The organism is Streptomyces achromogenes (assembly GCF_030816715.1).
Taxonomy (GTDB): Bacteria; Actinomycetota; Actinomycetes; order Streptomycetales; family Streptomycetaceae; genus Streptomyces; species Streptomyces achromogenes_A.
The window spans coordinates 4,267,419-4,283,841 of sequence record NZ_JAUSYH010000001.1 but is presented as its reverse complement, the minus strand read 5'-3'; the positions used below and the strand labels follow the sequence as shown (position 1 = coordinate 4,283,841).

The 16,423-nt window shown below is 70.6% G+C and carries 13 protein-coding genes and 4 tRNA genes; 8 read left to right on the top strand and 9 right to left on the bottom strand.

What is annotated here, in order from left to right:
• The first annotated feature begins 100 nt into the window (after positions 1–100).
• The 4 genes from QF032_RS19160 to purM all read left to right on the top strand — a co-directional run bounded on the left by QF032_RS19160 (position 101) and on the right by purM (position 4,388).
• Entirely contained in the window at positions 101–898 is a 798-nt protein-coding gene (locus QF032_RS19160) for a maleylpyruvate isomerase family mycothiol-dependent enzyme (protein ID WP_307044208.1), read from the top strand.
• Between the two features lie 98 nt (positions 899–996).
• Positions 997–1,485, top strand: a complete 489-nt coding sequence (locus tag QF032_RS19155; protein ID WP_307044207.1) for an META domain-containing protein — start codon at positions 997–999, stop codon at positions 1,483–1,485.
• 233 nt (positions 1,486–1,718) lie between these two features.
• Entirely contained in the window at positions 1,719–3,245 is a 1,527-nt protein-coding gene (gene purF / locus QF032_RS19150) for an amidophosphoribosyltransferase (RefSeq protein WP_306950849.1), read from the top strand.
• Between the two features lie 75 nt (positions 3,246–3,320).
• Positions 3,321–4,388, top strand: coding sequence for a phosphoribosylformylglycinamidine cyclo-ligase (gene purM / locus QF032_RS19145; protein WP_307056767.1), 1,068 nt, complete (start codon positions 3,321–3,323; stop codon positions 4,386–4,388).
• A gap of 87 nt (positions 4,389–4,475) precedes the next feature.
• Here the strand turns inward: purM and QF032_RS19140 are convergent, their stop codons facing one another.
• Positions 4,476–4,730, bottom strand: a complete 255-nt coding sequence (locus QF032_RS19140) for a DUF3073 domain-containing protein (protein ID WP_306950854.1) — start codon at positions 4,728–4,730, stop codon at positions 4,476–4,478.
• Between the two features lie 310 nt (positions 4,731–5,040).
• Positions 5,041–6,144 carry a Leu/Phe/Val dehydrogenase gene (locus QF032_RS19135; RefSeq protein ID WP_307056765.1) on the bottom strand — a complete coding sequence of 368 codons (1,104 nt, stop codon included), beginning with the start codon at positions 6,142–6,144 and terminating at the stop codon, positions 5,041–5,043.
• Between the two features lie 189 nt (positions 6,145–6,333).
• Here QF032_RS19135 and QF032_RS19130 point away from each other — a divergent pair, with 189 nt between their 5' ends.
• Positions 6,334–7,176 carry a hypothetical protein gene (locus QF032_RS19130; protein WP_306950859.1) on the top strand — a complete coding sequence of 281 codons (843 nt, stop codon included), beginning with the start codon at positions 6,334–6,336 and terminating at the stop codon, positions 7,174–7,176.
• 631 nt (positions 7,177–7,807) lie between these two features.
• On the top strand, positions 7,808–8,014 hold the full coding sequence (bldC, locus tag QF032_RS19125; RefSeq protein ID WP_003949541.1) for a developmental transcriptional regulator BldC: 207 nt from the start codon (positions 7,808–7,810) through the stop codon (positions 8,012–8,014).
• A 459-nt stretch (positions 8,015–8,473) separates the two neighbouring features.
• On the opposite strand, the gene QF032_RS19120 is transcribed toward bldC, so the two are convergent.
• The 7 genes from QF032_RS19120 to QF032_RS19090 form a co-directional block, all read right to left on the bottom strand.
• Positions 8,474–8,761, bottom strand: coding sequence for a DUF6274 family protein (locus QF032_RS19120; RefSeq protein ID WP_307056763.1), 288 nt, complete (start codon positions 8,759–8,761; stop codon positions 8,474–8,476).
• Between the two features lie 311 nt (positions 8,762–9,072).
• Positions 9,073–9,147 (bottom strand) — tRNA-Asp (locus QF032_RS19115).
• A 95-nt stretch (positions 9,148–9,242) separates the two neighbouring features.
• Positions 9,243–13,253, bottom strand: coding sequence for an ATP-dependent RNA helicase HrpA (gene hrpA / locus QF032_RS19110; RefSeq protein ID WP_307056762.1), 4,011 nt, complete (start codon positions 13,251–13,253; stop codon positions 9,243–9,245).
• 112 nt (positions 13,254–13,365) lie between these two features.
• Positions 13,366–13,442 (bottom strand) — tRNA-Phe (locus tag QF032_RS19105).
• A 24-nt stretch (positions 13,443–13,466) separates the two neighbouring features.
• A tRNA-Asp gene (locus QF032_RS19100) sits at positions 13,467–13,541 on the bottom strand.
• Between the two features lie 38 nt (positions 13,542–13,579).
• Positions 13,580–13,652: transfer RNA gene (locus tag QF032_RS19095), tRNA-Glu, on the bottom strand.
• Between the two features lie 80 nt (positions 13,653–13,732).
• On the bottom strand, positions 13,733–15,328 hold the full coding sequence (locus tag QF032_RS19090) for a metallophosphoesterase (protein WP_307056759.1): 1,596 nt from the start codon (positions 15,326–15,328) through the stop codon (positions 13,733–13,735).
• An 84-nt stretch (positions 15,329–15,412) separates the two neighbouring features.
• On the opposite strand from QF032_RS19090, the gene QF032_RS19085 reads away from it, so the two are divergent.
• Positions 15,413–15,763 (top strand): metallopeptidase family protein, encoded by a 351-nt coding sequence (locus tag QF032_RS19085; protein ID WP_210582374.1) that lies wholly within the window; start codon positions 15,413–15,415, stop codon positions 15,761–15,763.
• A 99-nt stretch (positions 15,764–15,862) separates the two neighbouring features.
• Positions 15,863–16,405, top strand: coding sequence for a hypothetical protein (locus tag QF032_RS19080; RefSeq protein WP_307044199.1), 543 nt, complete (start codon positions 15,863–15,865; stop codon positions 16,403–16,405).
• Positions 16,406–16,423 lie beyond the last annotated feature (18 nt).

The window sequence follows — 16,423 nt, the reverse complement described above, 5'->3', positions numbered from 1 at the left end:
CCGTTCCCACGGGCGGGGCTTTCGTCGTGACGCGCGAAGGCGGTGCCCCCGCTCGCCGGGGGACGGCCCGGTGTCACCGGCGGCCACTACGCTCGTCGTCATGCCACCCGCCAAGAAGCGCGCCCGCACCTACGACCCCGCCAGGACCCGTGCCGCGGTGGCGGCCCAGTTCGGGAACGTGCGGCGGGCTGTGGGCTCCCTCACGCCCGAGCAGCTCGCGCTGCCCACGCGGCTGCCGGGATGGACCGTGCGGGAGCTGGCCGCGCACATGACCATGGCGGTGGAGACCGTCAGCCGCAACCTCGACCGCGACGAACCCGCGAAGGCTGAGCTCACGCTCCTGGAGTGGCCGTTCGCCACCGCCGCCCGCGCGGCCGACATCGGCGAGCGCACCCGGGAGCTCGCCGCGGCCGAACCCGATCTGGACGCCCTCTACGCCCGCACCGAGGAGCGCGTCGCCGCCGCCCTCGCCGCCGTCCCCGGCGACCGGCTGCTGGCGACCCGCACCGGCGCCATCAGCCTGGCCGACTACCTCGTCACCCGCACCGTCGAGCTGGTCGTGCACACCGACGACCTGAACGCGGCCGTCCCCGGTCTGGACGTCCCCTACGACCGCCAGGCGCTCGCCGCCGCCACCCGGCTCCTCGCCGACGCCCTCGCCGCCAAGGCGCCCGGCGGCGCGACCGAGGTGCGGATCCCGCCGTACGCCGTCGTGCAGTGCGTCGAGGGTCCCCGGCACACCCGGGGCACCCCGCCCAACGTCGTCGAGACCGACCCGCTGACCTGGATCCGGCTGGCCGCCGGCCGGGTGACCTGGGAGGACGCCGTCCGGCAGGCGAAGGTCGCGGCTAGCGGCGAGCGGGCGGACCTCACGGCGCTGCTCCCCCTGATGGCCTGAACCCGGTGCCGGTGCCGGTGCCGGTGCCGGTGCGGGTGCCGGTGGGGGCGGGGTGGCCGGGACGGAACCGACCACCCCACCCGCCCCGTCGAACCGGCATGTCCAGGCAGAGGCACAGCCCCACGCACGCGCACCCGTACCGGCGCCGCACGGCGTTGACCGCCGCCGTCCTGCTCGTCCCGCTCGCCGCGGCCTGCGGCAGCGAGAAGGCGGGCGGCGAGCAGTCCGGCAGCGGGGAGGTGCGCGTGGAGCAGCCCGTCACCGGGGTCCGGTGGAACGTCGACAGCGTCACCGTCGACGGGGCCGTCCACCGCGCCCCCTCCGGCGCGTACCTCGAGATCGAGGACGGGAAGGCGGCGGGCGACTACGGCTGCAACCACTTCACCGCGAAGGCCGCCGTCCAGGGCGACCGCGTCCGGTTCGGCGACGCCCGGTCGACGAGGATGGCCTGCGAGGAACAGCGCATGGCGTTCGAGCGCACACTGGCCGGCACGCTCGCCGACGGGACCCTCACCGCCGAGGTCGACGGCGCCACGCTGACCCTCGGCACCGCCGACGGCGACCAGGTCCGGCTGACCAGGGAATGAGACCCGGCCGGCGCCCACCGCCCCTATTGGTGTGCGACAGCTCACTCATGCCCGCGCAAGGGGCGCCCGCCGGGTCGCTCGCGTGGCCCGCCCGATCCCCGAGTGGATCACCAAATCCCATTGCTGACCTGCGGAAACGCGTCGATCGCGGGTGTCGTGGCCGTTCGGTGATCCAATTAGCGGCGGGTATCCCCAATTCGGACCAGTGGTCGATCTCGCCTACACTCGGTGGCGTGCCACGTGGTGACGGTCGACTCAGTCATGATCTGCTCCCCGGTGAGAAGGGCCCCCAGGACGCCTGCGGCGTCTTCGGTGTCTGGGCTCCCGGTGAAGAGGTCGCCAAGCTCACTTACTTCGGGCTCTACGCCCTACAGCATCGAGGTCAGGAATCCGCGGGGATCGCGGTCAGCAACGGCTCGCAGATCCTCGTCTTCAAGGACATGGGCCTGGTGTCCCAGGTCTTCGACGAGACCTCACTCGGTTCGCTCCAGGGTCATATCGCGGTCGGTCACGCCCGCTACTCGACCACCGGCGCGTCCGTGTGGGAGAACGCCCAGCCGACGTTCCGCGCCACCGCGCACGGTTCGATCGCGCTCGGTCACAACGGAAACCTCGTCAACACCGCCCAGCTCGCCGAGATGGTCGCCGACCTGCCCAAGCAGGAGGGCCGCACCCCGCGCGTCGCGGCGACCAACGACACCGACCTGCTCACCGCCCTCCTCGCGGCCCAGGTCGACGAGAGCGGCAAGCCGCTGACCATCGAGGAGGCCGCCCACCAGGTCCTCCCGCAGGTCAAGGGCGCCTTCTCGCTCGTCTTCATGGACGAGCACACGCTCTACGCCGGTCGCGACCCGCAGGGCATCCGCCCGCTCGTCCTCGGCCGGCTGGAGCGCGGCTGGGTGGTCGCCTCCGAGTCCGCCGCCCTGGACATCTGCGGCGCCGCCTACGTCCGTGAGATCGAGCCCGGCGAGTTCGTCGCCATCGACGAGAACGGCCTGCGGACCTCCCGGTTCGCGGAAGCGAAGCCGAAGGGCTGTGTCTTCGAGTACGTGTACCTGGCTCGTCCGGACACCGACATCGCCGGGCGCAACGTGTACCTCTCCCGCGTGGAGATGGGCCGCAAGCTCGCCAAGGAAGCGCCGGTCGACGCCGATCTCGTCATAGCGACACCGGAGTCCGGCACCCCCGCCGCGATCGGCTACGCCGAGGCGTCGGGCATCCCCTTCGGCGCGGGCCTGGTGAAGAACGCCTACGTCGGCCGGACGTTCATCCAGCCCTCGCAGACCATCCGCCAGCTGGGCATCCGTCTGAAACTGAACCCGCTCAAGGAAGTCATCAAGGGCAAGCGCCTGGTCGTCGTCGACGACTCGATCGTGCGCGGCAACACCCAGCGGGCCCTGGTCCGGATGCTCCGTGAGGCGGGCGCGGCCGAGGTGCACATCCGTATCTCCTCGCCGCCCGTGAAGTGGCCCTGCTTCTTCGGCATCGACTTCGCCACGCGCGCGGAGCTGATCGCCAACGGCATGACCATCGACGAGATCGGCACCTCCCTGGGCGCCGACTCGCTCTCGTACATCTCCCTCGAAGGCATGATCGAGGCGACCACCATCGCCAAGCCGAACCTGTGCCGCGCCTGCTTCGACGGCGAGTACCCGATGGAGCTTCCCGATCCCGAGCTGCTCGGCAAGCAGCTCCTGGAGACCGAGCTGGCCGCCGGTCCGGCCGCCACGGCCGCGTCCGACGCGATCCGCCGTCCGTAGACAGCCCGGTCACAGCCCGTCTAATCCCGTCACACCTCGTCACACCCGCCGTACGACACGAAAGTTCTCACCGTCATGTCTGAGACAACTGGTGCCAGCTACGCAGCTGCGGGCGTCGACATCGAAGCCGGCGACCGCGCCGTGGAGCTGATGAAGGAGTGGGTGAAGAAGACGCAGCGCCCCGAGGTCCTGGGCGGCCTCGGCGGCTTCGCCGGCCTCTTCGACGCCTCCGCCCTCAAGCGCTACGAGCGACCCCTGCTCGCCTCCGCCACGGACGGCGTCGGCACGAAGGTCGACATCGCGCGCCGGCTCGGCGTGTTCGACACCATCGGCCACGACCTGGTCGCGATGGTCATGGACGACATCGTGGTGTGCGGCGCCGAACCGCTGTTCATGACCGACTACATCTGCGTCGGCAAGGTCCACCCGGAGCGGGTCGCCGCCATCGTCAAGGGCATCGCCGAGGGCTGTGTGCTCGCCGGCTGCGCCCTGGTCGGCGGCGAGACGGCCGAGCACCCGGGCCTCCTCGGCGAGGACGACTTCGACGTCGCCGGCGCCGGAACGGGCGTCGTGGAGGCCGACCGGCTGCTCGGCCCGGATCGCATCCGCACGGGTGACGCGGTGATCGCCATGGCGGCCTCCGGCCTTCACTCGAACGGGTACTCGCTGGTCCGGCATGTCCTGCTGAACCAGGCCGGCCTGTCCCTGGACGCGCGGATCGACGAGCTCGGCCGCACGCTCGGCGAGGAGCTCCTGGAGCCCACCAAGATCTACTCGCTGGACTGCCTGGCCCTCACCCGCACCACGGACGTGCACGCCTTCTCGCACATCACCGGAGGCGGTCTCGCGGCCAACCTGGCCCGCGTGATCCCTGACGGGCTGCACGCCGTCGTGGACCGCTCCACCTGGACCCCGGCGCCGATCTTCGACCTGGTCGGCAGGACCGGTTCGGTCGAGCGCCTGGAGCTGGAGAAGACCCTCAACATGGGCGTCGGCATGATGGCGATCGTGCCCGAGGAGTCGGCGGACGTCGCGCTCGCGACGCTGGCCGACCGCGGCGTCGAGGCCTGGATCGCCGGCGAGATCACCGGGCGCGGCGAACACCCGACCGGCGCGGAGCTGGTCGGGGACTACGCCGCGTAGGACCGCCGGACGGCGGGCGGTCACGCAGGCAGCACAAGACCCGGTCGGTGACCGAAGTCACCGACCGGGTGAGTGCTCAGTACAAGGTCAAGCGCCGCGACGGTGTTGCGAGGAGTCCTCGCCGTCATCCTCGTCATCGGCCCCGTACAGCTCGGCGTACCGTGCGTACGGGTCGTCGTCCTGCTCATCGTCATCATCCTCGAACGGTTGACCGTTCGGCGGAATGTTCGATGGCGATGCGCCCAGCTCTTCGGCCAGGCGCGAGAGATCAGTCCCGCCGCTGTTGTACTTCAGCTGGCGGGCGACCTTCGCTTGCTTGGCCTTGGCCCGGCCGCGCCCCATGGCTCGACCCCCTCAACGACGGGGCTCGACGGCCCCAGGTTGACACGCGTTCATGATCCAGGACGGCCTCTCCATGGAGAGCCCGTCGTAGGGCTCCCACGGTACCTGAGCCCACGCCCGTACGGTACGTCGCCCGTACCACGCGCGTGTGCGCAGCACCCTTCGAGCGCCCCGTCCTCGCTGGTCAGTGGCGATTTTAACCACTTATCGGCGGGCGACCCGCCGGGAGGAGTGAGAGTTCTCTCTAACTTTCCACCGGCCGGTACCGCCGAAACCCCGGGACGGGACGCCCTGAGGCCCCGCCCGAAGATCACCAGCCGCGCGCCCGAGCCGCCTCGTGCATCCGCTGCTCGGCGATCCGGTCGGCTGCGGCGGCCGGCGGAATCCCGTCCTCCTTCGCACGTGCGAAGATTCCGAGCGTGGTGTCGAAGATCTTCGCCGCCTTCGCCCTGCACCGGTCGAAGTCGAAGCCGTGCAGCTCGTCGGCGACCTGGATGACCCCGCCGGCGTTCACCACGTAGTCCGGCGCGTAGAGGATCCCGCGGTCGGCGAGGTCCTTCTCCACGCCCGGGTGGGCGAGCTGGTTGTTGGCCGCGCCGCAGACGATTCTCGCCGTCAGCACCGGCACCGACTCGTCGTCGAGCGCCCCGCCGAGAGCGCAGGGGGCGTAGATGTCGAGACCCTCGACCCGGATCAGCGCCTCGGTGTCCGCGACGGCCGTCACGCCCTCCGGATGCCGCTCGAGGACCCTGTGCACCGCGTCCGCGCGGACGTCCGTGATCACGACCTGGGCGCCCTCCTCGCGCAGATGCCCGACGAGGTGGTGGCCGACCTTGCCGACGCCCGCGATGCCGACGGTGCGGCCGCGCAGCGACGGGTCGCCCCACAGGTGCTGTGCGGAGGCCCGCATGCCCTGGTAGACGCCGAAGGCGGTCAGGACCGAGGAGTCGCCCGCGCCGCCGTTCTCCGGCGAGCGCCCGGTCGTCCAGCGGCACTCGCGCGCCACGACGTCCATGTCGGCGACATAGGTGCCGACGTCGCAGGCGGTCACATAGCGACCGCCGAGGGAGGCCACGAAACGGCCGTACGCGAGCAGCAGCTCTTCGGACTTGATCGTGTCGGGATCGCCGATGATCACAGCCTTGCCGCCGCCGTGGTCCAGCCCGGCCATGGCGTTCTTGTACGACATCCCGCGCGCGAGGTTCAGCGCGTCGGCGACGGCCTCCGCCTCGGTCGCGTACGGATAGAAGCGGGTGCCGCCGAGGGCGGGGCCCAGAGCGGTGGAGTGCAGGGCGATGACGGCCTTGAGGCCGCTCGCACGGTCCTGGCAGAGCACGACTTGCTCATGACCACCCTGGTCCGAGTGGAACAGGGTGCGCAGTACATCAGCAGGTGCGCCGGATACGTCGGTCACTGTGGTGACTCCCGGGTAACTAGCGGCGGTCGGGACACAGGCACCGTAAGGGTGGCGGGGCCTGTGTCCTGAGCGTAGAGCCTGCACGGCCCGCCGATCTCGCAGTGCGGGGGATCACCTTCTCCCGGAGTACCGCCGTGGGACGATTCGCAGGGGTTTCCCCGTCGGCCGAAGGGGGAGGGAGCAGGCGTGCCCAAGGTGTCCTCGGTGATCGTTCCGTACGCGGTCTATCTGCGCGTGTACGAGCCGCTGGCCGCTTTCCCCGAGCCCGAGCGCACCCACTGGGCCCGCTACGCCCGCCGCCCCGACCTGCCCTCCTACCAGGACGAGCTGCGCCGCTCGCTGGCCGGCCTGCTGCCCACCCCGCCGGTCGCGGCGCCGGTGCAGGAGAGCGACGACGCGTTCGTGACCGAGGTGGACGGCGTGCTCTGCGTCTGCCCCTGGCGCACCCGGCTGCGCGGCTGGCTGGCGCTGGCGGAACTCGACGAGGAGCTGCCCCGGCCGGTGCTGGAGGCGGCGCTCCCCGAGGTGGTGCGCCGGCAGGCCGCCCAGGACCACGAACGCTGGCTGGAGAGCAACCCCGACGCCCGCCCGTGGATCCGTACGGCGGTCTGGCAGGTGCCGCTCCACTGGTTCGTGCTGGTCTCCGACGAGGAGCGCGCGTGCGAGAAGGGGACCGGGGAGGTCGCCCCGGTGCTGCGCTACCGCACGCCGATGGTGCAGGCGCGCCGCCGGGTGGCCCGCTCGCTGCGCACGCTGAAGGACTCCATGGACGAGGGGCCGCTCATCGAGGGCCTGCTGGACGTGGGCCGCTGGCTGGAGGAGTTCCATCCGCGTTCGCTGGTGGAACTGGATTACGGCGGCCTGGTGCACGTGCTGCCGGCCGGAGATCTCGAGGACGATCACTCGGCGAGGGACGTGGCCGAGGGCATCGAGGCACTGCGGACCGGGGACGGCGCGGCGGCCGGCGAGGCGTACGCGCGGCTCGTGGAGCGGTGGCGTTCGGTACGGGACCGGCGTTCGGCGAACTGACCGAGCTGCGGACCGGCCCGGCTGTGGACCGACCGCGCTGTGGACCGACCGCGCTGTGGACCGACCGCGCTGTGAACTGACGATGTGACAGATATGACAGCGCTTTCATAAGTGACGTGCGTCACGGCCATGCAGAGCTCGAACAGCGTACGGTCGGCGGCACTTCACGGAACTGACGGGACGTAGATCCCCGATCCGGGCTTTTGTCGCAAGGGTGACGGACCGCACGTACACGGCCCTTGCGCCGGTTGCCCCTCCTCGTGCCAAAATAGGACAAGGAGTCCGGGGAGGACTCCGTCCGCCTACTTATGCTCCATCGTGGGGGGAAATCTCGGCATTGCACGCTTTGCGGGGTCTGGTGGCTCGCGATCACCCTGTGACTGATCGTCACAGTGGTGTGACTGTCCGCTATGGCATGGTCCATCGGCTTCCGTCGCCGATGAACACCTGGGGGGCAATTCCATCGGTTTGGCCGACGCGGCTGGACGGATGGTGTAGTTGTAGTGCCGAGGACAAGCCGTTCGTCCTATAACCGACTCGACCCGCATCCGCCATTTCGGGCAACGCGGGTCAAGGTGCAGAATTTAGAGGAAAGAACCGAGAACGATCGGTTCTCCCGAGGAGGCCGCTCATGACCGCTCGCACCCCTGATGCTGAGCCGCTGCTGACCCCGGCTGAGGTCGCCACGATGTTCCGCGTCGACCCCAAGACGGTCACGCGGTGGGCGAAGGCCGGCAAGCTCACGTCGATCCGCACGCTCGGCGGGCATCGCCGTTATCGCGAGGCTGAGGTCCGCGCACTGCTCGCGGGTATCCCGCAGCAGCGCAGCGAGGCCTGACAACCGCATATCGGGCAATCCGTCAGGTTCCCCCACCTGAGCGCACGCCCGAAACCTGGCATCAAGCGACGTGGGCCCTGCCCCAACAGGCCCCGCATCCTTAGGGAAACGTCGTCGATCGCGCCGGACTCCGCCGAGTCCGGCGCGATCTTTTTTGTGCGCTCGAGCGCACCTGGGGCCGCCCCTCGGGTGGTATCAGGTGGCTCTGTGAGTGACCTTGTCGGAGTCTGGGGAGGCTCTGGGAGGGTTCCGGGGAACATCCTCCGGAGTGGTGCAATTGCACATATTAAATTGACCGGTTGTAGGAGCCTGGTAAGAACCCGGGTTTTCAAAACTCATGCAGTGACACCCATCACATACCGAAGGGCTTGTTACCGATGAGTCACGTGCGCTAGTAGACGATTGAACTTCACTGTGCCACAGGAGCCCCGTTGTGGGTACGGTCCGCGGCCCACCGCGTCACACCGGGCGGACATCGGGGGCGCCCTTCGTGTCGGCCGCGCGGGAAGTGGGGGCAGGGTTCGCGGCGCCGGCCGCGTCCGTGCCGTGCGGGGAGGGGCTCTCGCCCGCGGCGCTCCCCTGGGCGGCCTCTTCGGGGGCCTGGGCGGCCCAAGGCGCGCCGTCCATCGCCAGTTTCAGCAAGCGGTGGCAGATCGGGCAGTGGCGGGTCAGGTGCCGGTAGGACGACGCGGCCGACAGGTGCGCGCGGAGCAGGGCCCGCGTCTCGTGCCTGACCGATGCCGTCATGCCCCACCTCCACGCGGGCGCCGTGGGGAACGGGCCCTGAGTTCTGGGGTACCGGGCGAATGTGACGCCGTCAAGGGCGTCGCCGGGCCCTCGCGCGCGTCGGGGCATGTGAAAAGCGCAGGGGACCGTGATGAGGACCCGGATCCGAAGACCCGGGCCCTCATCACGGTCCTGACGGGAACTGCTGTATCCGATGGCGGCTCCGCCGCGGGCACGGCCTCCGGCTGGGCCGCGTGGGGCCGGCGCGGGTCGTCCGTCACATGAATGAGGCCCGCCTCCCTTGTCGGGAAGCGGGCCTCGGTCGTTCACTGCGGTCCTGACGGGATTTGAACCCGCGGCCTCCACCTTGACAGGGTGGCGAGCACTCCAAACTGCTCCACAGGACCTTGCTTTTGCGGCACTTGATGCTGCGTTGTGCTGCGAGAAGGACTGTACAGGAGGGTGAGCCCGATGGTCGAACTCACTCTCCGTGCATGATTCGTCACGGCGCCGCGGCGTCGATCGCCTTCACGATCCGCTTGTCGGAGACCGGGTACGCGGTGCCCAGCGCGTGGGCGAAATAGCTGACCCGGAGCTCCTCGATCATCCAGCGGATCTCCAGGACCTGCTGGGGCACCGGCCGCCCCGCGGGCAGCTGTTCCAGCAGCCACGCGTACTCGTCCTGCATCTCGTGGACCTTCTCCATGCGCGCGGTGTCCCGCTGCGCGCCGGTCGGCATCTGCTGCAGCCTGCGGTCCGCGGCCACCAGGTAGCGCATGAGGTCGGGCAGCCGGCGCAGCCCCGCCCAGGTCACGAAGCCGGGCTTCACGAGCGCGTCCAGCTGGGTGCGCACGTCCGTGAGGTTCGCCAGCAGCACGGGGCTGCGCAGCCCCTTCAGTCGGCGCTCACAGGACTGCCAGGCCGCGAGGACCTGCTGTACCTGGGAGACCGCCCGCACGGTCGTGTCGACGATCTCCGCGCGCACCTTCTCGTACAGCTTGCGGTACGACTCCTCGTCCCAGGCCGGCCCGCCGAAGTCGGCGATCAGCCGGTCCGCCGCGGCCATCGCGCAGTCGTCGAACAGCGCCTGGACGGAGCCGTGCGGATTCGCGGACAGCGCCAGCTTTTGAACGTTCGTCAACTTCTCGGATGCGAACTTTGCCGGGTTGACGGGGATGGTCCGCAGGATCAGCCGGCGGGTGCCCTTCCACATCGCCTCGGCCTGTTCCGCCTCCGTGTCGAAGAGGCGTACGGAGACGGTGTTCGCCGTCGGTCCGTCGTCGACGAGTGCCGGGTACGCCTTCACCGGCTGGCCGGCGCGGCGGGTCTCGAAGACGCGGGTGAGGGTGCCGATCGTCCAGTCCGTCAGGCCCGAGCGCTCCAGGGACTCGCCGCCCTGCCGTTCGGCGGTGGCCGCGGCCGCCTGGGAGATGGCCTGCCGTGCCTTCGGCTTCAGCCGCAGCTTCAGGGACTCCAGGTCCTTGTCCTCGGCCAGCTTGCGGCGCCGCTCGTCGACGATCCGGAACGTGATCTTCAGATGGTCGGGGAGCCGTGACCAGTCGAAGTCGTCGGCCTCGAAGGGGACGCCGACCATCCGTTTGAGCTCCCGGGCCATGGCGGTCGTCAGCGGCTCCTGCAAGGGGACCGCCTGGTCCAGGAAACGCCTCGCGAAGTTCGGCGCGGGCACGTAGTTGCGCCGGATCGGCTTGGGGAGGGAACGGATCAGCTCCGTGACGACCTCCTCCCGCAGTCCGGGGATCTGCCAGTCGAAGCCCTCGTCCGTGACCTGGTTGAGCACCTGGAGGGGGATGTGGACGGTCACGCCGTCCGCGTCCGCGCCCGGCTCGAACTGGTACGTGACACGGAACTTCAGGGGGCCCTGCCGCCAGGAGTCCGGATAGTCGGCCTTGGTGACCGCCTCCGCCGACTCCCGGATGAGCATCTCGCGTTCGAAGTCGAGGAGGTCGGGCTGCTCGTGCCGCGCGTGCTTCCACCAGGAGTCGAAGTGCGCCCCCGAGACGACGTGTTCCGGCACCCGCTGGTCGTAGAAGTCGAACAGCGTCTCGTCGTCGACCACGATGTCCCGGCGCCGCGCGCGGTGCTCCAGCTCCTCGACCTCGCTGAGGAGCCGGCGGTTGTCGGAGAAGAACTTGTGGTGCGTGCGCCAGTCGCCCTCCACCAGCGCGTTGCGGATGAACAGGTCGCGGGAGGTCTCCGGGTCGATCCGGCCGTAGTTGACCTTGCGCTGGGCGATGATCGGGACGCCGTACAGCGTGACCTTCTCGTCCGCCATCACGGCCGCCTGGTCCTTCTCCCAGCGCGGCTCGCTGTACGTCCGCTTCAGGAGGTGCCCGGCGAGCGGCTCGACCCACTCGGGCTCGATCTTCGCGTTGACGCGGGCCCACAGGCGGCTCGTCTCCACCAGCTCGGCGGACATCACGAAGCGGGGCTGCTTCTTGAAGAGGGCCGACCCCGGGAAGATCCCGAACTTGGCGCTCCGCGCGCCCAGGTACTCGTTCTTGGCTGTGGTTTTCCCACCCTCCCCTCCGGCGGTCTTCACGTCCTTCATGCCGATGTGGGACAGCAGACCCGCGAGGAGGGAGACGTGGACGCTCTGCTCGGGCGCGTCCTCCTCGTTCAGGTGAATGCCCATCTGCTTGGCGACCGTGCGCAGCTGCGAGTAGATGTCCTGCCACTCACGGATGCGCAGGAAGTTCAGGTACTCCTGCTTGCACATGCGCCGGAAGGAGGAGGAGCCCCGCTCCTTCTGCTGCTCGCGGACGTACCGCCACAGGTTGAGGTAGGCGAGGAAGTCGCTCGTCTCGTCCCGGAAGCGGGCGTGCTGCTGGTCGGCCTGCGTCTGCTTGTCGGCCGGGCGCTCGCGCGGGTCCTGGATGGAGAGCGCGGCGGCTATCACCATGACCTCGCGCACACAGCCGTTCTTGTCGGCCTCCAGGACCATGCGGGCCAGGCGCGGGTCGACCGGCAGCTGGGCCAGCTTGCGGCCGGTCTGGGTGAGCCGTCTGCGGGGGTCCTTCTCGGCCGGGTCCAGCGCGTTCAGCTCCTGGAGGAGCTGGACGCCGTCGCGGATGTTGCGGTGGTCCGGCGGGTCGATGAAGGGGAACTTCTCGATGTCGCCGAGGCCGGCCGCGGTCATCTGCAGGATGACGCTCGCCAGGTTGGTGCGCAGGATCTCCGCGTCCGTGAACTCGGGGCGGGCGAGGAAGTCGTCCTCGTCGTACAGCCGGATGCAGATGCCGTCGCTGGTGCGGCCGCAGCGGCCCTTGCGCTGGTTGGCGCTGGCCTGCGAGATCGGCTCGATGGGCAGGCGCTGGACCTTGGTGCGGTGGCTGTAGCGGCTGATGCGGGCGAAGCCGGGGTCGATGACGTACTTGATGCCCGGGACGGTCAGGGACGTCTCGGCCACGTTCGTCGCCAGAACGATCCTGCGGCCCGTGTGCTGCTGGAACACCCGGTGCTGCTCGGCGTGCGAGAGCCGGGCGTAGAGGGGCAGCACCTCGGTGAACCTGAACTTCTTCTTCTCCAGCGCGTCGGCCGTGTCGCGGATCTCCCGCTCGCCGGAGAGGAAGACGAGGATGTCGCCCTGCCCCTCGGCCTGGAGCTCCTCGACCGCGTCGCAGATGGCGGTGATCTGGTCGCGGTCGGCGTCCTCGGAGTCCTCTTCGAGGAGCGGCCGGTAGCGGACCTCCACCGGATACGTCCGCCCGCTGACCTCCACGATCGGGGCGTCGCCGAAGTGCCGGGAGAAGCGCTCCGGGTCGATGGTCGCGGAGGTGATGACGACCTTGAGGTCGGGGCGGCGCGGGAGGAGCTGGGCGAGGTAGCCCAGCAGGAAGTCGATGTTGAGGGACCGCTCATGGGCCTCGTCGATGATGATCGTGTCGTAGGCGCGCAGCTCGCGGTCGGTCTGGATCTCCGCGAGCAGGATGCCGTCCGTCATCAGCTTCACGAAGGTGGCGTCCGGGTTCACCTGGTCGGTGAACCGCACCTTCCAGCCGACGGCCTCGCCGAGCGGCGTCCGCAGCTCCTCCGCGACGCGCTCGGCCACGGTGCGGGCGGCGATACGACGGGGCTGGGTGTGCCCGATCATGCCGCGGACGCCGCGCCCGAGCTCGAGACAGATCTTGGGAATCTGCGTGGTCTTGCCGGAGCCGGTCTCACCGGCGACGATGACGACCTGATGATCACGGATGGCGGCCGCGATCTCGTCCTTCTTCTGGCTGACCGGAAGCTGCTCGGGGTACGACACGGCCGGCACGCGGCCGCGTCGCAGGGCCGCCCGTTCCTCGACCTGTGCGACCTCCGCCCCGATCTCGGCGAGGACGGCGGCACGGGCCTCCGGCTTGCGGATCCGGCGTGCGCCTTCGAGCCTGCGTCCGAGGCGGTGCGCGTCGCGCAGGGACAGCTCGGCCAGGCGGGAGGCGAGGCCGGCGAAGCCGTCGGCGGCGGGTGTGCCCGGAACGGAGGCGCCGGGGGCGGGGTGCGTAGACATACGCGGTCCAGGATCTCATCCCGGCCGAAAAAGCGGCGAGCGCTTTTGTGCGCGGCCGCTCCGGCTCATCATGACGAAAACCCCCTCCGGATCCCGGAGGGGGTTTTCGTTCTGGTGGCTGGGGCCGGGGTCGAACCGGCGACCTATCGCTTTTCAGGCGATCGCTCGTACCAACTGAGCTACCCAGCCACGAGGTTTCACGTGAAACCTCAGCGGTCCTGACGGGATTTGAACCCGCGGCCTCCACCTTGACAGGGTGGCGAGCACTCCAAACTGCTCCACAGGACCAAGCTGTTGCGTACGACAGTGTCGCACACGGTGTTGCGTGCCCCCAACGGGATTCGAACCCGTGCTACCGCCTTGAAAGGGCGGCGTCCTAGGCCGCTAGACGATGAGGGCTATCGGCCCGCCTGGGCGCTTCTCAGCGCGTCGGGGACGTCATGAGCATATGGGATGCCGGGGGGTATCGCCAAAACGGTTTACGGGGCCTTCCGGGAGGCGGTCCCGGAGGGGACGGCGGACGGGCTCGGCGAGGGGCCGGAGGGCGAGCCGGGGGACGGGCTGGACGGGCTGGGGGACGGAGCGGCGCCCGGCTGGTTCTCCTTCGGGAGGTGGCGGCTGACCTCGGCCGTCGTCAGGCCCAGACCGCCGAGCTTGATCTCGTCCCAGGCCTGGAGGCGGCGGGTGCCGCGGTCGAAGTAGAGGATCGACGCCTCGATCGGGTCGGGGTACTTGCCCTCCACGGCCCGCAGACCGCTGCCGCCGGTCGACCCCTCGACGCGCAGCCGGGTGCCCTTCTTCATGACCTCCGTCTGCTCGTGGTGGAGGTGGCCGGACAGGACGAGGGGCACCTCGCCGTCGGTGCCGCGGGCGGCGGAGGGCTCGTGGACCACGGCCACGTCGGCCGGGACGCCGGCCGCCCGCTGCGCGCGCAGGGCCTCGGCCAGCCGTGCGCCCGCCGCCTCCTGCGACTCGGCGGCGCCCGGCGCGGTGGAGCGGTCGGGGGTGAACTGCGGGTCGCCGATGCCGGCGAAACGCAGACCGGCGATGCTGACCGCGCGGCCGCCGTCGAGGACGTGCACGTTCTTCATGCCCTGCAGATAGCGCTGGGTGACGAGGGAGTCGTGATTGCCCCTGACCCACACGTACGGCGCGCCCAGCGTGGCGATGGGGTCCAGGAAGCCGTTCTCCGCCGCCGTCCCGTGGTCCATGGTGTCGCCGGAGTCGACGATCACGTTGACCTTGTACTGCTCCACCAGCGACGAGATGATCTTCCAGCTCGCGGGGTTGAGATGGATGTCGGAGACGTGCAGGACGCGCACGGTGGTCGGGTCCGGCGAGTAGGCCGGCAGCGTGGAGGTCACGTCGTAGAGCTTGGTGACGTTGGTGACCAGGCGGGCGAGTTCCTGCTGGTAGACGTCGAACTCGGTGACGATGCTGCGCGCGTTGCCGACGAGCGACGGCGCGGAGGACAGCAGCCCGGAGAACCGGGGCTCCAGCACCGACTTGGGGTTCCAGGTGGCGTAGGCGGTGGCGCCCGAGGCGGCCAGCAGGGCGAGCGCCAGGCCGCCGGCTGCGAGGGCGCGGCGCGGTCGGCGGTAGACCACGAGGCCGAGCGCGGCGGCCCCGGAGACGACGGCGACGCAGGAGCGGAGCGCGAGGTCCATGGTGCCGTGCTCGACGTCCCGGGCGACCTCGTCCTGGAGACCGGAGAGGCGTTCGGGGTGGTCGACCAGGGCCTGGGAGCGGGCGGGGTCGAGCTGGTCGACGTTCACGTCGAGGCGGACCGGCGCGAGGTGGCTGTCCAGGCTGAGCGCGCCCAGCGGAGAGACGTTGATCTTCGTCCCGCCGGTGAAGGAGGGGCGCAGGGTCATCGTGGTGTCCATGGGGCCGACGGGGACGCGGACGTTCCCGACGACCAGCAGCCCGAGCCAGGCGCCGAGCAGGACGACGGCGGTCATGCCGAAGGCGCGCAGCCAGGGCCGTGGGGGAGCGGCGAGTTCGGGGACGGTGTTCCGGCGCCGGGCGGGCTTGAGGCGTCGCAGGGCTGCGGTGGGGAGGCGGACACGGACCATTGGTGCCGTATGCCCCGGTGCGGGCGCGGTTATGCGGGCCGTTCATGCCCTCCCCCCGGCGGCGGCGTGCCCGACAATGGGCCTGTGCTGGAGATGACGCGCGAGGAGTTCGAGGAACTGGTGGCCGAGGCGCTGGACCGGATTCCGCCGGAACTGACGCGGCTGATGGACAACGTCGCGGTGTTCGTCGAGGACGAACCGCCGGCGGACGATCCCGAGCTGCTCGGGCTGTACGAGGGGACTCCGCTGACCGATCGCGGCGAGTGGTACGCCGGCGTCCTGCCGGACCGCATCACGATCTACCGGGGGCCGACGCTGCGGATGTGCGAGTCCCGGGCGGAGGTGGTGGAGGAGACCGAGGTGACGGTGGTGCACGAGATCGCCCACCACTTCGGCATCGACGACGCCCGGCTGCACGCCCTCGGGTACGGCTGAGCCGTCCGGTGCGGGGGCGCGCACGACCCGCGCGTGTCCTCTTGCGGGCGGCGGGAGTTGGGCACCGTGACTCCTTGCGTCTGCCCCGGAGGTGGCCCTGTGCGCCCCTTGTACCTTCCCGTCCGTCTGGCTGTGACGGTCATGGCCGTCGCCGCGGCCGCCGGCTGTATGAGCGTGGGGGACGACGACGGCGGCCGGGCGAAGCCCTCGCACTCGGCCGGCCGGCAGGGCGGTGAGGCCGGGGGCGGCGACGGGCGGGGCCCGGGCGGCGGGTTCGGCGTGGGCGCGGCGGGCGGCGACGGCAGGCACGGGCACGGGAAGGGCGCCGGGGAGCGGGCGAGCGCTTCGGCGTCCGCGGGAGCCTCGCCGTCGGCGGGCGGGAGCGCCGCGGCCTCACCCGGAGCGGTCAGGCCCGGGCAGACCGACGGGCCGGGCGCGCCGACGCCGAGCGGGGCGCAGCCGCCCGCGCCCAGCCGGTCCCCGGACCCGGTGCCGCCCGTGCCGACGCCGGAGCCGCCGTCCCCCACGCCGGAGCCGACGGTCGCCGAGCCGTCGGCGTCGGCGCACGAGGACGGCGGCGGGACGGCGCCCCAGCTGCTGGACCGGGAGCCGGCGCCGCAGGCCGGTCCAGTCGTGCCGTGACCGGAACGGTTCGCCGTA